Here is a 19,258-nt window from a genome sequence, read left to right on the forward strand (position 1 = left end):
GCCGTCGGGCCCAGAGGTGCAATTGAATGGCGAATGAACAGACGCTGCGCGAGTACCTCAAGTGGGTCACCGGAGACCTGCATCAGACGCGACAGCGACTACGCGAGGTCGAGGCCGGCAACCGGGAGCCGATTGCCATCGTGTCGATGGGGTGCCGGTTCCCCGGTGGCGTGCGCACCCCCGACGAGCTGTGGCGGCTGCTGACCGCCGAGCAGGACGCGATCGCCGGCTTCCCGGCCGACCGCGGCTGGCAGCTCGACGGCGCGGCCGCCCCGGCCGATCCACCCGCGTTCGCGCAAGAGGGTGGCTTCCTGGACGACGTCGGTGACTTCGATCCCGCGTTCTTCGGGATCTCACCGCGCGAGGCGCTGGCGATGGACCCCCAGCAGCGGCTGCTGCTGGAGACCTCGTGGGAAGCGCTGGAGCGGGCCGGGATCGACCCGGCTTCGCTCAAGACGACCCGGACCGCCGTCTTCGCCGGGACCACCGGCCAGGACTACGGCACGTTGCTGCTGAAGGCCCCCGAGGGGATCGGGGGGTACATCCTCACCGGCACGGCGGCCAGCGTGGTCTCCGGCCGGATCGCCTACGCGCTGGGGCTGGAGGGGTCCGCGGTCTCGGTGGACACCGCGTGCTCGACGTCCCTGGTCACGCTGCATCTCGCCTGCCAGGCGCTGCGGCAGGGTGAATGCTCCCTCGCGCTGGCCGGTGGCGCGACCGTGATGGCGACGCCGAGCGCGTTCTACGGGTTCAGCGAGCAGGGCGGCCTCGCCGCCGACGGCCGCTGCAAGACGTTCTCCGGCGAGGCGGACGGTACGTCCTGGGCCGAGGGCGTCGGCGTCCTCGTCGTGGAGCGGCTGTCGGACGCGCAGCGCAACGGCCACCCCGTGCTGGCGGTGATCCGCGGCTCGGCGGTGAACTCCGACGGTGCGTCGAACGGCCTTACCGCGCCGAACGGCCCGTCGCAGCAGCGAGTGATCCTGCAGGCCCTCGCGAGTGCCCGGCTGTCCCCGTCCGAAGTGGACGCCGTCGAGGCGCACGGCACGGGCACGGCGCTGGGCGACCCGATCGAGGCCGAGGCGCTGCTGGCGACCTACGGCCGCGATCGGGCCGGCGCCCCGCTGTGGCTGGGGTCGTTGAAGTCGAACATCGGGCACACCCAGGCCGCGGCCGGGGTGGCCGGGGTGATCAAGATGGTGCTGGCGATGCGGCACGGGGTGCTGCCGCGGACGCTGCACGTGGACGAGCCGACGCCGAAGGTGGACTGGTCGGCCGGCGCCGTCGCGGTCCTGACCGAGCAGCGCGCGTGGCCGGAGACCGGGCAGCCGCGCCGGGCCGGGGTGTCGTCCTTCGGGATGAGCGGCACCAACGCGCACGTGATCCTGGAGCAGGCGCCCGTGCCGGCGGAACCGCCGGCCGCGGAGGGCGCGGCCGTGCTGTCGACGCCGGCGGCGTCGTGGGTCGTGTCGGGGCAGACCGAGGGCGCGCTGGCGGAGCAGGCCGCGCGGTTGCTGTCGTGGCTGCGGGAACGGCCGGACCTGGCGTCGGTGGACGTCGGGTATTCGCTGGCGACGGGCCGGGCGGGCCTGGACCACCGTGCCGCTGTGGTCGGCGGGGACCGGGCGGCGCTGCTGGCGGGGCTGGAAGCGATCCGCGACAACCGTTCCGCGTCGGGCGTGGTGCGTGGTGTTTCGGTGCGGTCGGTGCGGCCGGTGTTCGTGTTCCCGGGTCAGGGTGCGCAGTGGGTCGGCATGGCGACGGGGTTGCTCGAGTCTTCCGCGGTGTTCGCGGGTGCGATGGCCGAGTGTGAGCAGGCGCTGTCGACGTGGGTGCCGTGGTCTCTGACCGAGGTGCTCGCTGATTCGGAGATGCTGGCGCGGGTTGACGTGGTGCAGCCGGTGCTGTGGGCCGTGATGGTCTCCTTGGCTCGCCTTTGGCAGGCGTGTGGTGTGCAGCCCGGTGCGGTGGTGGGGCACTCCCAGGGTGAAATCGCCGCCGCGTGTGTGGCGGGTGCGTTGTCGCTGGACGATGGCGCGAAGGTGGTTGCGTTGCGGTCGTTGGCGATCCGGGCGCTCGCCGGTGGTGGGGGAATGGTGTCGGTCGCGTTGCCGGCCGGTGAGCTCCCGGGCTGGGCGGCGGTCGCTGCGGTCAATGGTCCTGCGTCGGTGGTGGTGTCGGCGGATCCGGCCGGGGTGGAGAAGATCCTGGCGTGGTGTGACGAACGGGGCGTGCGCGCCAAGAGGATCGCCGTGGACTACGCGTCGCACTCTGTGCAGGTCGAAGAGCTGGAGAAGGAACTCGACACCGTGCTGGCGGGGATCAGCCCCCAGAGCGCGACGGTGCCGTTCTACTCCACGTTGACCGGGGCACTGCTCGACACGACCGAGCTGGACGGGGGCTACTGGTACCGGAATCTGCGCAACCCGGTGCTGTTCCACACCGCCACCGAAGCGTTGCTGGCTCAAGGACACACGGTGTTCCTGGAGATGAGTCCGCACCCGGTGCTGACGATGGCCCTCAACGAGACCTTCGACGCCGCCGCCGGTGACGCGGTGGCGTTGGGGACGTTGCAGCGTGACCGTGACGAGCCGACGCAGTTCCTGACCGCGCTCGCGCACGCCCACACCAAGGGCGTCAGCGTGGACTGGACGGCCTTCTACGCCGGTCTCCGGCCGCAGCGGGTCGAGCTGCCCACGTATGCCTTCCAGCGCCGGCGTTACTGGCCCGAAGCGGTGGCCACGGTGGCCTCCGGTGCCGGGGATGCGGTGCACGACGGGTTCTGGGACGCGGTCGAGCAAGCCGATCTCGATGTGCTTTCGGATGGACTCGCCGTCGGGGAAGCGGAGTCGCTGCAGGCCGCGCTGCCCGCTTTGTCGTCGTGGCGACGGCGGAACCGCGATCGCTCCACTGTGGACTCCTGGTCGTACCGGGTCGAATGGGCACCCGTCTCGAGCCGGAGCGGCGCGATGCCGGGGACGTGGCTCGTGCTGTGCCCGGCCCGCGGTGACGACCGGGGTGTCGGCGCCGGATTGGCGTCGGCCGGCGTCGAGGTGATCACCCGGACCGTCGAGCCCGGCGGCGAGCCGGCCGGGGTGTTGGCCGATCTGCCGGAGATCGCGGGTGTGGTGTCGTTGCTGGCTTTGGACGAGTCGCCGGGTGTGGTGCACCCGGCGGTGCCGTCGGGCTTGGCGGACACCGTGGAACTGGTGAAGCTGATCGCGGGCTGGGAGACCCCGGTTCCGGTGTGGGCGGTGACCAGTGGTGCGGTGTCGGTCGGCCGGTCGGATGCGGTGTCGAGTGCGGCGCAGACGATGACGTGGGGTTTCGGCCGGGTTGCCGCGCTGGAGTACCCGTCGTGGTGGGGTGGTCTGGTCGACGTGCCCGCGACGGTGGATGCGCGGGCCGCGGCCCGGCTGCGGGACGTCCTCACCGGTGCGGAGGATCAGGTCGCGATCCGCTCCTCGGGGGTGTTCGCCCGCCGCCTGGTCCACGCACCGGCCACCACTCCGGTGACGTCGTGGTGTCCGCGGGGCACGGTGCTGATCACCGGTGGCACCGGTGGTCTGGGTTCGTTGATCGCGCAGTGGGCCGCCGACGCCGGTGCCGAGCACCTGGTGCTGCTTTCCCGCAGCGGCCCGGCGGCCGAGAGCGCCACGCGAGTGCGGGAGCAGCTGGAGGCCGGGGGTACCCGGGTCTCGGTGCTGGCTTGCGACGTCGCCGACCTCGACGCCCTCCGGGCCGCGGTGACGAGCCTGCGCGAACAGGGTGCGGACATCACCGCCGTGGTGCACACCGCGGGTGTCTCGCAGCTGACTTCGATCGTGGAGACCAGTGCCGACGAATACGCCGGTGTCGTGACCGCCAAGGTCGCGGGCGCGGCGAACCTCGACACCGTGTTCGGGGACACCCCTCTGGACGCGTTTGTGCTGTTCTCGTCCCTCGCGGCGGTGTGGGGCAGTGGCGGGCAGGGTGCTTATGCCGCGGGTAACGCCTATCTCGACGGTCTCGCGCAGTACCGCCGCTCCCGTGGGCGCACGGCGACGTCGATCGCCTGGGGCGCCTGGGGCGGTGGCGGCATGGCCCGCGGCACCGTGGAGGAGATGCTGACCCGGGTCGGCCTGCCGACGATGGATCCGCAGCTGACCCTCGCCGCGATGGGTGCGGCCGCGGGGTCCACGGAGCCGCTGGTGACGGTGGCGGACGTGCGGTGGGACCGCTTCGCGCCCAGTTTCACCGTCGCCCGCCCGAGCACGCTGCTGGCCGATCTCCCCGAGGTCCGGACCATTGACGAGGCCGCCGCGGTGGCCCAGGACGATGCGGCCGGAGCGGTTTCGGAGTTCCAGGCGATGCTGGCGGGCGTCGGCGAGGCGGAGCGGCTCGGCCTGGTGAAGGACGTCGTGCGGGCCGAGGCCGCGGCCGTCCTCGGCTTCCCCGACCCGGACGGGCTGGATCCGGCGCGGGCGTTCCGCGAGCTTGGTTTCGACTCGCTGACCGCGGTGGAGGTGCGCGGCCGGCTGTCCGCCGTGACGGGCTTGCGGCTGCCGACCACGGTGGTCTTCGACTACCCGAACGTGAACGTGCTCTCGCAGCACCTGCTGGCCGAATGCCTTGGCCGCGCCGGGGATTCACCGGCGGTGACGGCGGGTCCGCGTGGTGCGGCCGCCGATGACCCGATCGTGATCGTCGGGATGAGCTGCCGCTTCCCCGGCGGTGTCGACGATCCCGAGCGGCTGTGGGACCTGCTGAGCCGCGGTGAAGACGCCATCTCCGGGTTCCCGCACGATCGTGGCTGGCCGGAGGAGCGGGACAGCCCGTACACGCACCAGGGTGGTTTCCTGTCGGCCGCCGGGGAGTTCGATCCCGGCTTCTTCGGCATCAGCCCGCGCGAGGCGCTGGCGATGGACCCGCAGCAGCGGCTGCTGCTGGAGGCCTCGTGGGAGGCGCTGGAGAACGCGGGCATCGCGCCGCACACCCAGCACGGCAGCGGCACCGGGGTCTACATCGGAGCGTCGTCGCAGGGGTACGGCAGTGCCGCCCCGGAGCTCGCCGGCGCCGATGGCTACGGCCTGACCGGCACCGCCAGCGCGGTGATGTCCGGCCGGATCTCGTACTCCCTGGGGCTTGAGGGCCCGGCGGTCACGGTCGACACGGCGTGCTCGTCGTCGTTGGTGGCGGTGCACCTGGCGATGCGGGCGCTGCGGTCCGGCGAGTGCGCTCTGGCGCTGGCCGGTGGCGTGACCGTGATGTCGACGCCGACCGCCTTCGCCGAATTCGACAAGCAGGGCGGGCTGGCCGGTGACGGGCGGTGCAAGTCGTTCGCGCAGGCCGCCGACGGCACCGGCTGGGGTGAAGGCGTCGGGATGGTGCTGCTGGAGCGGCTTTCCGACGCGCAGCGGCTCGGGCACCCGGTGCTGGCGGTGGTGCGGGGCTCGGCGGTGAACCAGGACGGCGCTTCCAACGGATTGAGTGCTCCGAACGGCCCGTCGCAGCAGCGGGTCATCGCCCAGGCACTGGCCGACGCGGGCCTGACCACCGCCGACGTGGACGCGGTGGAGGCGCACGGCACGGGCACCCGGCTGGGTGACCCGATCGAAGCGCAGGCGCTGCTGGCGACCTACGGGCAGGGCCGGGAGCGACCGCTCTGGCTGGGCTCGATCAAGTCGAACATCGGGCACACCCAGGCCGCCGCGGGGGTCGCCGGGATCATCAAGATGGTGCAGGCGATGCGGCACGGCGTGCTGCCCAAGACGCTGCACGTCGACGCGCCGTCGTCCCATGTGGACTGGACAGCCGGTGCGGTCGAGCTGCTGACCGAGCGGCGGGACTGGCCCGAGACCGGGGCCCCGCGCCGGGCGGGGGTGTCGTCCTTCGGGGTGAGCGGGACCAACGCGCACGTCATCGTCGAGCAGGCGCCGCCGGTCGAGCCGGGCGCCCCGGAACCGCCGGTCGCGCCGGCGACGCCGTGGGTGGTGTCGGGCCGCACCGAAGCGGCACTGGCCGCGCAGGTCGAGCGGCTGCGGTCCTTCACCGGCGCCCACCCGGAGCTGTCGCCGGTGGACGTCGGGTATTCGCTGGTGACCGGCCGATCGGTGTTCGACCACCGCGCCGTGCTGCTGGACGGCACCGAGATCGCCTCGGGCTCCGTCGTCCCCGGCCGGCTCGGGGTGTTGTTCTCCGGGCAGGGCTCCCAGCGGGTGGGGATGGGCCGGGAGCTGTATGACGCCTTCCCGGTGTTCGCGGACGCTTTTGACGCGGTGTGCGCGGAACTCGAGCTGCACCTCGACCGGGGCGTCCGGGACGTGGTGTTCGGCGACGACGAGTCGCTCGGGCAGACCGGGTACGCGCAGGCCGGGTTGTTCGCGCTCGAGGTCGCGTTGTACCGGTTGGTGACTTCCTGGGGCGTGCGGCCGGATCATCTCGCCGGCCACTCCATCGGCGAGCTGAGCGCGGCGCACGTCGCCGGTGTGTGGTCGCTGCCCGACGCGGCCCGCGTCGTCGCGGCCCGGGGCCGGCTGATGCAGGCCCTGCCGGCCGGCGGGGTGATGGCTTCCGTCCAAGCCTCCGAAGCCGACGTCGTCGTCGCCATCGAGGCCACGGGCGCCGACGTGTCGGTGGCCGCGGTCAACGGCCCCGCTTCCGTCGTCGTGTCCGGTGCGCAGCGGGCCGTGGACCAGGTGACGGCCCGGTTCGCCGCGACCGGGGTGAAGACGACCACGCTGCGGGTCAGCCACGCGTTCCACTCGGCGTTGATGGACCCGATGCTCGAAGAGTTCCGCCAGGTGCTCGAGGGCGTGGACGCCGGGGAGCCGTCGACGCCGATCGTGTCGACCCTGACCGGGCGGCTCGCCACCGCCGGGGAACTGGCCGACCCGGGGTACTGGGTGGAGCAGCTCCGCCGGACCGTCCGCTTCGGCGACGCCGTCGGCACGCTCACCGAATCCGGGGTGCGCACCTTCCTCGAGCTGGGTCCCGGCGGCACGCTGTCCGCGATGGGCGCGGACTCCGCGTCCGGCGCGGTGTTCGTGCCGGTGCTGCGCAAGGACCGCGCCGAGACCGGCACCCTGGTCACCGCGTTGGCGCGGGCGTACGTGCGCGGCGTCACCGTGGACTGGGCCGCGTTCTACGCGAAGACCGGCGCCGAACAGCGGCCCCTGCCGACGTACGCCTTCCAGCACGAGCACTTCTGGCTCACGGGGGTGCCGGGCGGCGCGGGCGACGTCACCGCGGCCGGGCTCGGCGCCGTCGACCACCCGCTGCTGGGCGCGGGGGTCGACCTCGTCGGGGCGGACGGGTTCCTGCTCACCGGGCGGCTGTCCGTGCACACCCACCCCTGGCTCGCCGACCACACCGTGCTGGGCACGGTCCTGTTGCCGGGCACGGCCTTCGTCGAGCTGGCCGCGACCGCGGGCGACCGGGCCGGCTGCGCCGAAGTGGCGGAGCTCGTCATCGAGTCGCCGCTCGTGCTGCCCGACAACGGCGCGGTGGTCCTGCAGGTCTGGGTCGGCCCGGCGGCCGGGTCCGGACGGCGGCCGGTGCAGATCCACTCGCGCGACGAACAGCAGGCCGGGGACGCCTGGACCCGGCACGCGAGCGGCACCCTCGCCGAGGAGCCCGCCAAGCAGCGGTCCGGTGACCTGACCGAGTGGCCGCCGCCCGGCGCCACCCGCATCCCGGTCGACGGCCTGTACGACTACCTCGCCGAGATCGGCTACGGCTACGGACCGGTCTTCCGGGGCCTGAAAGCCGCCTGGCGCACCGGTTCCGACGTCTTCGCCGAAGTGGAGCTGCCGGAGGACGCGAAGGGGGACGCCGCGCGGTTCGGGCTCCACCCGGCGCTGCTGGACTCCGCGCTGCACGCCATCGGCCTGAGCGCCTCGCACGACACCGGCGTCGACAACGAGGCCGGCCGCAACTCGCTCCCGTTCGCCTGGAGCGGTGTTTCCCTGCACGCGGGCGGCGCGACCAGCCTCCGCGTGCAGGTCACGCGAACCGGATCCGACGGCGTCTCGCTGACGGTCGCCGGCGCCACCGGGCAGCCGGTGGCCTCGATCGACTCGCTGGTGATGCGGCCGGTGTCCGCGACGCAGCTCGAAGGCGCCCGCCGGGACGGCGACCACCCGCTCTTCGGGCTCGGGTGGAGCGAAGAGCACACGACGGGCGCGCCGGCGATGGCCTACCAGCTGCTCGACGCGACCGGCTCCGAAGCGGACGTCTTGACCGCGGTGCACGAGCGCACCGCCCGGGTGCTGGGAGAGATCCAGGACTGGCTGGCCGCGGATGCCGACGAAGGTTTCCTGGTGGTGCTGACCGGCGGCGCGGTGAGCACCGGGCCCCAGGACGCGGTCACGGATCTCGCCGGCGCCGCGATCTGGGGCCTGGTCCGGTCGGTGCAGTCGGAGAACCCCGCCCGCGTGGTGCTGGTGGACACCGACGGCGCCGAAGCGTCCCGGGCGAAGCTGCCGGAGGTGATCACCGGCGAGCCGCAGCTGGCGCTGCGGAACGGCGGAGTCTGGAAGCCCGCGCTCGCGCGGGTGCCCGCCGAACCGGGCGCCCCGGCCGAAGTGGACCCGGCGGGCACCGTGCTGATCACCGGCGGCACCGGCGTACTGGCCGGGCTGGTCGCGCGGCGGCTGGCCGAGCGTGGTGCGCGGCACTTCGTGCTCGCCTCCCGCCGAGGCCCCGGCTCCCCGGCCGCCGTCAACCTGCCGGCGGACCTGACCCGGGCGGGCGCCACCGTGCGGGTGGTGGCCTGCGACGTGGCCGACCGGGACGCGCTGGCGGCCGTGCTGGCGGAGATCCCGGCGGAGCATCCCCTGACCGGGGTGGTGCACACCGCCGGGGTGCTCGACGACGGCGTCATCTCGTCGCTGACCCCGGAGCGCCTCGACGGGGTGCTGCGGCCCAAGGCGGACGCCTCCTGGCACCTGCACGAGCTGACCGAGGGCCTCGACCTGTCCCTGTTCGCGCTGTTCTCCTCCGCGGCCGGCACGTTCGGCGGCCCGGGGCAGGGGAACTACGCGGCCGCGAACGCCTTCGTCGACGCGCTGGCCGGATTCCGGCGGGCCAGGGGACTGCCGGCGGTGGCACTGGCCTGGGGCCCGTGGGCGAACAGCGGCATGCTCGGGCAGCTCGGCGGCGACACCGTCGCGCGCATGAGCCGCTCCGGCCTGCTGCCGCTGTCCGACGAGCACGGGCTGAGCCTCTTCGACCTCGCCTGCGCGGCCGGGCACCCGGCGGTGCTGGCCATGCGGGTGTCGGCCGATCCGCGGCACGTCGTCGCGGAAGCGGTGCCGCCGCTGCTGCGGTCCCTCATCCGGCTCCCGGCCCGCCCCATGGCGCAGAACGAGAGCGGCGGGAACGCCGCCGAGGTGCTCAAGGAGAAGCTGTCGGCCGGCACGGACGACGAGCGGAACCGCATCCTGCTCGACGTCGTCCGGGAAACCGTCGCCGCCGTGCTCGGTCACTCGTCCGCGGCCGGGGTCGACGTCGGCCGCGGCTTCATGGAGATCGGGTTCGACTCGCTGACCGCGGTCGAGCTGCGCAACGAGCTCGACGTCATCACCGGCCTCCGCCTGCCCGCCACGCTGATCTTCGACCACGCCAGCCCCGAGGCGCTCGCGCTCCACCTCAAGGAGGAGCTGGTCGAGGAGCACTCGGTCACGGCGCGGTCGCTGCTCGGCGAGCTGACCAGGCTGGAGCCCGTCTTCGCGGGAGTGGCCCCGGACGACGAAGGCCGCGCCAAGGTCACCGAGCGGCTGAAGCTGCTGCTGGCGGCGTGGACCGGCGACGGGCAGCCCGGCGAGGCGGAGAGCCTCGAGTCCGCCACCGCGGAACAGATATTCGACCTGATCGACCACGAACTCGGCATTTCCTGACCCTCGCCCCCGTCGCTTTCGCCGGCTTTCCAAGGAGTGATCCCCCATGGCGAACGAGGAAAAGCTCCTCGCCTACCTCAAGCTGGCCACCAGTGACCTGCGTGAGGCTCGCCGTCACCTGCGTGAGATCGAGGAGCGGGAGCGGGAGCCGATCGCGATCGTGGGCATGAGCTGCCGGTACCCCGGCGGGGTCGCGAACCCCGAAGACCTGTGGCGGCTCGTCACCTCCGGCGGTGACGCGATCGGCGCCTTTCCCGCGGACCGCGGGTGGGACGTCGAAGCGCTGTACGCGGGTCAGCCCGATCCGTCCTGGTGGCCCGAGGGGGGTTTCCTGCACGAAGCGGGTGACTTCGACCCCGAGGTGTTCGGCATTTCGCCCCGCGAAGCGCTGGCGATGGACCCTCAGCAGCGGCTGCTGCTGGAGCTGTCGTGGGAGGTCTTCGAGCGCGCCGGCATCGCACCGACGTCGATGAAGGGCAGCCGTACCGGTGTCTTCGCCGGGCTGATGTACCACGACTACGTCGCGACGCTGGGTGCGCTCCCGGACGGCGTGGAAGCCTTCCTCGGCACCGGGAACTCGGGCAGCGTGCTGTCGGGCCGGGTGGCCTACGTCCTCGGCCTGGAAGGTCCCGCGGTCACCGTCGACACGGCGTGCTCGTCGTCGCTGGTGACCCTGCACCTGGCCTGCCAGGCGCTGCGGCAGGACGAGTGCTCGCTGGCACTGGCGGGCGGGGTCACGGTCATGGCGACCCCCGCCACCTTCGCCGACTTCAAGCGTCAAGGCGGGTTGTCCTTCGACGGGCGGTGCAAGTCGTTCGCGGCCGCGGCCGACGGCACCGGCTGGTCCGAGGGTGTCGGCCTGCTGCTGGTCGAGCGGCTGTCGGACGCGCGGCGCAACGGCCATCCGGTGCTCGCGGTGATCCGGGGTTCGGCCGTGAACTCCGACGGCGCGAGCAGCGGCCTCACCGCGCCGAACGGGCCGTCCCAGCAGCGGGTGATTTCCAGCGCGCTGGAGAGCGCGCGGCTCAGCCCCGAGCAGGTCGACGTCGTCGAGGCGCACGGCACGGGGACGACGCTGGGTGACCCGATCGAGGCGCAGGCGTTGCTGGCGGCCTATGGGCAGGATCGTGAGCGTCCGTTGTGGCTGGGGTCGTTGAAGTCGAACATCGGGCACACCCAGGCGGCCGCGGGAGTGGCCGGGGTGATCAAGATGGTGCAGGCGATGCGCCACGGTGTGTTGCCGCGGACGTTGCACGTGGACGTCCCGACGCCGCAGGTGGACTGGTCGGCCGGTGCGGTGGAGCTGCTGACCGAGCAGCGGGCCTGGCCGGAGACCGGGCAGCCGCGCCGGGCCGGGGTGTCGTCGTTCGGCGTGAGCGGCACCAACGCGCACGTGCTCTTGGAGCAGGCACCCGTGGTGGCGGAGGGAACCCCGGAGCCCGGCGCCGAGGTGGTGCTGTCGGGCTCGACCGTCCCGTGGGTGCTGTCGGGCCGGTCCGAAGGAGCGCTCGCCGGGCAGGCGGCCCGGCTGTTGTCGCTGGTGGACGAGCGCCCGCAGCTGTCCCCGGTGGACGTCGGGTATTCGCTGGCCACCGGCCGCGCGCAGCTCGAACACCGCGCCGCGATCGTCGCCGCCGACCCGGCCGGGCTGCGCGCCGGGCTGGAAGCGGTGGCCGGCGGACGCACCGCGCCGGGTGTGGTGCGAGGCACCGCCGGTCCGTCCGTGCGTCCGGTGTTCGTGTTCCCGGGGCAGGGCGCGCAGTGGGTCGGGATGGCGGCCGGGCTGCTCGAGTCGTCGCCGGTGTTCGCGGCGGCGATGGCCGAGTGCGAGCAGGCGCTTGCGCCGTGGGTGCCGTGGTCGCTGACCGAGGTGCTGGCGGAACCGGTGGTGCTGGAGCGCGACGACCTGGTGCAGCCCGTGCTGTGGGCGGTGATGGTGTCGCTGGCCCGGCTGTGGCAGGCGTGCGGGGTGCAGCCCGGTGCGGTCGTCGGCCACGCGCAGGGGGAAATCGCCGCGGCGTGCGTGGCGGGTGCGCTGTCGCTGGCGGACGGCGCCCAGGTCGTCGCGCTGCGGTCGCGGGCGCTGCGGGCACTGGCGGGAGACGGCGGGCTCGTGTCGGTCGCCCTGCCTGCCGAGCAGCTTCCGGTCTGGGACGCCCAGGTCGCCGCGGTCAACGGTCCCGCATCCGTGGTCGTCTCCGCCGACCCGGCCGGGGTCGAGGAGGTGCTGGCGTGGTGCGCCGAACACGGTGTGCGCGCGTCGCGCGTCGCGATCGGCTACGCCGCCCACTCCGTCCAGGTCGAGGCGCTGGAGCAGGAACTGGGCACGGCGCTGGCGGGGATCAGCCCGCAGGCCGGTCCGGTGCCGTTCTGTTCCACGCTCACCGGGGACCTGCTCGAGACCACCGAGCTCGATGCCGGTTACTGGTACCGGAACCTGCGCAACCCGGTGCGCTTCCACTCCGCGACGGAAGCGTTGCTGGCCCAGGGGCACACCGTGTTCGTCGAGGTCAGCCCGCACCCGGTGCTGACGATGGCCCTCAACGAGACCTTCGACGCCGCCGCCGGTGACGCGGTGGCGTTGGGGACGCTGCAGCGGGACCGCGACGAGGCCACGCAGTTCCTGACCGCGCTCGCGCACGCCCACACCGAGGGGGTCGCGGTCGACTGGGCGGCCTTCTACGCGGGGCACCGGCCGCAGCGGGTCGAGCTGCCGACCTACGCCTTCCAGCACCGGCGTTACTGGCCCGAGGCTCCGGCCGCGGTGGCTTCCGGCCGCGGGGACGTCGTGCAGGACGGCTTCTGGGCCGCCGTCGAGCAGGGTGACCTCGATGTGCTGGCGGACGGTTTGGCGGACGGCGAGGCGGAGTCCCTGGAGGCCGCGCTGCCCGCGTTGTCGTCGTGGCGGCGGCGGAACCGTGATCGCTCCACAGTGGACTCGTGGGCGTACCGGGTCGAGTGGGTGCCCGTCCCGGGTTCGAGCGGTGTGGTGGCGGGGACGTGGCTGGTGGTGTGCCCGGCCGGTGGTGACGCGGCGGGCGTGGCGGCCGGGCTGCGTTCGGCCGGCGTCGACGTGCTCACCCGGACCGTCGAGCCCGGCGGCGAGCCGGCCGGGGTGTTGGCCGAGCTGCCGGAGATCGCGGGTGTGGTGTCGTTGCTGGCTTTGGACGAGTCGCCGGGTGTGGTGCACCCGGCGGTGCCGGCGGGGCTGGCGAGCACGATCGAGCTGGTGAAGCTGATCGCGGGCTGGGAGACCCCGGTGCCGGTGTGGGCGGTGACCAGTGGTGCGGTGTCGGTCGGCCGGTCGGATGCGGTGTCGAGTGCGGCGCAGACGATGACGTGGGGTTTCGGCCGGGTTGCCGCGCTGGAGTACCCGTCGTGGTGGGGTGGTCTGGTCGACGTGCCCGCGACGGTGGATGCGCGGGCCGCGATCCGGCTGCGGGACGTTCTCGCCGGTGGTGAGGATCAGGTGGCGATCCGGTCTTCGGGGGTGTTCGCCCGCCGTTTGGTCCACGCACCCGTCACCGCCTCGGTGGCGTCGTGGTGTCCGCGGGGCACGGTGCTGATCACCGGTGGCACCGGTGGTCTGGGGTTGCTCACCGCGCAGTGGGCGGCCGACGCGGGCGCCGAGCACCTGGTGCTGCTCTCGCGCAGCGGCCCGGCGGCCGAAGGCGCCACCCGGGTGCGGGAGCAGCTGGCGGCCGGGGGCACCCGGGTGTCCATTGTGGCCTGTGACGTCGCCGACCTCGGCGCGCTGGCGTCCGTGGTGGCGGGACTGCGCGAACAGGGTGCGGACATCACCGCTGTCGTGCACACCGCGGGTGTCTCGCAGCTGAACCCGATCGCCGAGACCAGCGCGGCCGACTACGCCGCCGTGGTGACGGCGAAGGTCGCCGGTGCGGCGAACCTCGACACCGTGTTCGGGGACACCGAGCTGGACGCGTTCGTGTTGTTCTCCTCGATCTCGGGCGTGTGGGGCAGTGGTGGGCAGGGTGCCTATGCCGCGGGTAACGCCTATCTCGACGGTCTCGCGCAGTACCGCAGTGCGCGTGGGCGCACGGCGACGTCGATCGCCTGGGGTGCGTGGGCCGGCGGTGGCATGGCGAAGGACGCGGCGGAGGAACGCCTCGCCCGGGTCGGGCTGCCGACGATGGATCCGCAGCTCTCCCTGGCCGCGCTGGGTGTTGCCGTGGGGTCCGGCGAGCCGCTGGTGACGGTGGCGGACGTGCGGTGGGACCGCTTCGTACCGAGCTTCACCGTCGCCCGCCCGAGCACGTTGCTGGCCGATCTCCCCGAGTTCGCAGCCATCCGTGACGCCGCCGCGGTGGCCCAGGACGAAGTCGCCGGGACGGTCACGGAGTTCCAGGCGATGCTGGCCGGCGTGGCCGAGGCGGACCGGCTCGGGGTGGTGAAGGACCTGGTGCGGACCGAAGCTTCGGCGGTGCTGGGCTTCGCGGACCCGGCCGGCTTGGACCCGGCGCGGGCGTTCCGCGAGCTCGGTTTCGACTCGCTGACCGCGGTGGAGATGCGCGGCCGGCTGAGCGCGGTGACCGGGCTGCGGCTGCCCACCACCATCGTTTTCGACTACCCGAACGCCAACGTGCTGTCGAAGCACCTCCTGCGGGAATGCCTGGGCGGCACCGACGAGTCCCTGACCGTGCCGGGGCCGGGCGTGGTGTCCGACGACCCGGTGGCCATCGTCGGGATGAGCTGCCGCTTCCCCGGCGGCGTCGGTGATCCCGAGCAGCTGTGGGACCTGCTGAGCCGCGGTGAGGACGCGATCTCCGGGTTCCCGCGTGACCGCGGCTGGCCGGACGCCCACGACAGCCGGTACACCCGGCAGGGCGGGTTCCTGGCGAACGCGGGGGAGTTCGACCCGGGGTTCTTCGGGATCTCCCCGCGCGAAGCGGTCGCGATGGACCCGCAGCAGCGGCTGCTGCTGGAAGCCTCGTGGGAGGCGTTCGAGCACGCGGGCATCGCGCCGCACACCCAGCACGGCAGCGGCACCGGGGTCTACATCGGGGCGTCGTCGCAGGGGTACGGGAGCGCCACCCCGGAGCTCGCCGCGAACGCCGACGGGTACGGGCTGACCGGCACGGCCACCGCGGTGATCTCGGGCCGGATCTCGTACGCGCTGGGGTTCGAAGGGCCGTCCGTGACCGTGGACACGGCGTGTTCGTCGTCGTTGGTGGCGATGCACCTGGCCGTGCGGGCGTTGCGGTCCGGCGAGTGCGCTCTGGCGCTGGCCGGCGGTGTCACCGTGATGGCGACCCCGACGGCCTTCGCCGAATTCGACAAGCAGGGCGGGCTGGCCGGTGACGGGCGGTGCAAGTCGTTCGCGCAGGCCGCCGACGGCACCGGCTGGGGCGAGGGTCTCGGGATGGTGTTGCTGGAGCGGCTCTCGGACGCGCAGCGGTTCGGGCATCCGGTGCTGGCGGTGGTGCGTGGTTCGGCGGTGAACTCCGACGGCGCTTCCAACGGGCTGAGTGCTCCGAACGGCCCGTCGCAGCAGCGGGTCATCGCCCAGGCGCTGGCCGACGCGGGGCTGACCACCGCCGACGTGGACGCGGTGGAGGCGCACGGCACGGGCACGAAGCTGGGTGACCCGATCGAAGCGCAGGCGTTGCTGGCGACCTACGGGCGGGACCGCCCCGCGGACGAGCCGGTGTGGCTGGGGTCGATCAAGTCCAACATCGGGCACACGCAGTCCGCCGCCGGTGTCGCCGGGGTGATCAAGATGGTGCAGGCGATGCGGCACGGCGTGCTGCCCAAGACGCTGCACGTCGACGAGCCGTCGTCCGTTGTGGACTGGGAAGCGGGTGCGATCGAGCTGCTGACCGAGCAGCGCGACTGGCCCGAGACGGGGGAGCCCCGCCGGGCCGCGGTGTCCTCGTTCGGGATCAGCGGCACCAACGCGCACCTCATCATCGAACAAGCTCCTCCGATCGCGGAACCGCCGCGGTCCGCGCCGGTTTCCCCGGTGCCGTGGGTGGTGTCGGGCCGCACCAGAGCGGCACTGGCCGCGCAAGTCGAGCGGCTGCGGTCCTTCGTGGCGTCCCGGCCGGAGCTGTCGCGGGTGGACGTCGGGTATTCGCTGGTGACCGGCCGCTCGGTGTTCGACCACCGGGCGGTGCTGCTGGACGGCGCCGAGATCGCCTCGGGCTCGGTGGTCTCCGGCGGGCTCGGGGTGTTGTTCTCCGGGCAGGGTTCCCAGCGGGTGGGGATGGGCCGGGAGCTGTATGACGCCTTCCCGGTGTTCGCCGACGCCTTCGACGCCGTCTGCGCGGAACTTGATCAGCACCTCGACCGCGGGGTGCGGGACGTCGTGTTCGACGACGGTGCCTTGCTGGATCAGACGGTGTACGCCCAGGCCGGGTTGTTCGCGGTCGAGGTCGCGTTGTACCGGTTGGTGACTTCCTGGGGCGTGCGGCCGGATCATCTCGCCGGGCACTCCATCGGTGAACTGGCCGCGGCCCACGTGGCCGGTGTGTGGTCGCTGGCGGACGCGGCCCGGGTCGTGGCGGCGCGGGGCCGGCTGATGCAGGCCCTGCCTGCCGGCGGGGTGATGGCTTCGATCCAGGCATCCGAAGCCGAGGTCGCGGCGACGGGTGTCGAGGTCGCCGCGATCAACGGGCCGTTGTCGGTCGTGGTGTCGGGTCCGCAGGCCGAGATCGAGCCGGTGGTGGCGCGGTTCGCCGCGACCGGGGTGAAGACGACCACGCTGCGGGTCAGCCACGCGTTCCACTCGGCCTTGATGGAGCCGATGCTCGAAGACCTCCGTGAGGTGCTCGAGACGGTGGAATTCGGGGAACCGTCGACGCCGATCGTTTCGACGGTGACCGGGCAGCTCGCCGAAGTCTCCGAACCCGGGTACTGGGTGGAGCAGGTGCGCCGGACCGTCCGGTTCGGTGACGCCGTGGGCACGCTGGCCGGGCTGGGTGTCCGGACGTACCTGGAACTGGGACCCGGCGGAACCCTGGCCGCGATGGGCCCGGACAGCGCCCCCGACGCGGTGTTCCTCCCGGCCCTGCGCAAGGACCGGGCCGAAGCCGGCACGCTGATCACCGCGGTGGCGCGGGCGTACGTGCGCGGCGCCGACGTGGACTGGACGTCGTTCGTGGCCGGCGGGTCGCGGATCGAGCTGCCCACCTACGCCTTCCAGCGCGGGCACTTCTGGGTCGAACCGCCGGAGCCGCGCGAGAGCGCCGTCGACGAGCTCGACGCGGAATTCTGGGACGCCGTCGGACGTGCGGACGTCTCGGCGCTCGCCGGGACCCTGCGCCTCGACCCGGGCACCGAGGACTCGATCGGCTCGCTGCTGCCCGTGCTGTCCACGTGGCGCCGGGAACGGCGCACCCAGTCCGTTGTGGACGGCTGGCGGCACCGGGTGAGCTGGAAGCCCGCCCCCGGGACCGGCCCGGCCGGCCTGTCCGGCGTCTGGCTGCTCGCGGTGCCCGCCGGGCGCGGCAGCGACGACGCGGTGCTGGCGTGCGCGGCGGAGCTCGGCGAGCGCGGCGCCGTTGTCGTGCCGATCCCGGTCGACGGCGCGAACGACGACATCACGGACCTGACCGAAGAGTTCCGGGTCGCCCGGCGGAACAACGACCCGGTTTCCGGGGTGCTGTCGCTGCTGTTCGCCGACCCCGGGGACCACCCCGCGCACGAAGGCCGTCCGATCAGCGCGTTCGCGGCGCTGAACCTCGTGCGGGCGATGGCGGCGGCCGACCTCGAGGCGCCGCTGTGGCTGGTGACCCGCACCGCGGTGTCCGTCGGTGCGGACGACCTGCTCGGACGGCCCGAGCAGGCGCAGGTGTGGGGGCTCGGCCGGGTCGCCGCCCTGGAGCAGCCGCGCCGGTGGGGCGGGCTGATCGACCTCCCCGAGCTGATCGACGCCCCGGTGCTGAACCGGCTGGCCGGGCTGCTGGCCCGGGCCGACGGCGAGGACCAGCTGGCGATCCGCCCGGCCGGGGTCTTCGTGCGGCGGCTGCTGCCCGCGCCGATCGGCGCGGCGACGGCGCCGCCGTGGGAGCCCCGGGGCACGATCGTCATCACCGGTGGCACCGGCGCGCTCGGCGGGCACACCGCCCGCTGGCTCGCCGGCCGGGGCGCGGAGCACATCGTGCTGCTCAGCCGCCGGGGCGAGCAGGCGGACGGCGCGGCGGAACTGGTCGCCGAACTGTCCGGGCTCGGCGTCCGGGCCGCGGTCGCGGCCTGCGACGTGGCGGACCGGGCCGCCGTCGCGAAGCTCGTCGACGGGCTGGCCGAGGCCGGCGATCCCGTGCGGGCCGTGGTCCACACCGCCGGGATCGGGCAGTTGCTGCCGCTCACGGAGACGACCGCGGCCGACTTCGCCGCGATCGGGTCGGCGAAGGTGCTGGGCGCGAAGCACTTCGACGAGCTGCTGGACGCCGGCGACCTCGACGCCGTCGTGTACTTCTCGTCGGTTTCGGCGGTCTGGGGCGTCGGGGACCACGGCGCGTACGCCGCGGCGAACGCGTACCTGGACGCCACCGCGGAACGACGACGCGCGCAGGGCGCGCCGGTGCTGTCCGTGGCGTGGGGACCGTGGAGTGACGGCGGCATGACCACCGCGGGCGCGGCGGAGTCGCTGCGCCGGATCGGCACCCCCATGCTCGACCCGGAGCCGGCGGTCGCCGCGCTGGGCCGGGCGATCGACAACCACGACGGCGCGGTCGTGCTGGCCGACGTCGACTGGGAGCGGTTCGCGCCGGTGTTCACGGTCGCGGGCGCCCGCCCGCTGATCGGCGACATCCCGCAGGTGCGCCGGATCGCCGAGGCGCCGGCGGAGGACAGCGCGGACATCGCCAAGGCGGTCGACGAGTTCCGGTCGAGCCTGGCACTGCTGCCCGAGACCGACCGGAACGACGTGGTCCTCACCATGGTCCGCGAGCACGCGGCGGCGGTGATCGGCCACGCGGCCGGCGGCGACGTCGAGCCGGGCCGGGCGTTCCGCGAGCTCGGGTTCGACTCGCTGACCGCGGTCGAGCTCCGGGACCGGCTCGGGTCCGCGACCGGGTTGCGGCTCCCGTCGACCCTGGTGTTCGACTACCCGACCCCGCTGGCGCTCGCGGCCCACCTCCAGGCCGAGGCGCTCGGCGAGGTGACCGAGCCGGACCTGCCGTCGGGTGGGGAGCTCGACCGCCTCGAGGAGGTCCTCGCCGGCCGCGCCGCCGACGACCTGGGGCGGATGCGGGTGGTCATGCGGCTGGAAACGCTGCTGGCGAACGTGAGCAAGGCGTCCGGCGCCGGTGACGGTGTCGACGGCCGGCTCGGCGCCGCCACGAACGAAGAGCTCTTCGAACTGATCGACAGGGATCTCGGGATCTCCTGACCACACGGGCAAGAACGGTTTTTCAATGGTC

2 protein-coding genes are annotated in these 19,258 nt (G+C 73.4%); both read left to right on the top strand.

The window, feature by feature from the left end; translation table 11 throughout:
- The first annotated feature begins 26 nt into the window (after window positions 1-26).
- Window positions 27-9,875 carry a type I polyketide synthase gene (locus tag ACLJQE_RS24445; RefSeq protein WP_410641657.1) on the top strand — a complete coding sequence of 3,283 codons (9,849 nt, stop codon included), beginning with the start codon at window positions 27-29 and terminating at the stop codon, window positions 9,873-9,875.
- 46 nt (window positions 9,876-9,921) lie between these two features.
- Window positions 9,922-19,227, top strand: a complete 9,306-nt coding sequence (locus ACLJQE_RS24450; RefSeq protein ID WP_410641658.1) for a type I polyketide synthase — start codon at window positions 9,922-9,924, stop codon at window positions 19,225-19,227.
- Window positions 19,228-19,258 lie beyond the last annotated feature (31 nt).

Origin of the sequence: Amycolatopsis sp. lyj-346 (assembly GCF_046548975.1) — a bacterium.
GTDB lineage: Bacteria > Actinomycetota > Actinomycetes > Mycobacteriales > Pseudonocardiaceae > Amycolatopsis.

Coding starts and splice junctions, on each gene's coding strand:
- ACLJQE_RS24445 (WP_410641657.1), top strand. CDS start 27: ATGGCGAATGAACAGACGCTGCGCGAGTACCTCAAGTGGGTCACCGGA.
- ACLJQE_RS24450 (WP_410641658.1), top strand. CDS start 9,922: ATGGCGAACGAGGAAAAGCTCCTCGCCTACCTCAAGCTGGCCACCAGT.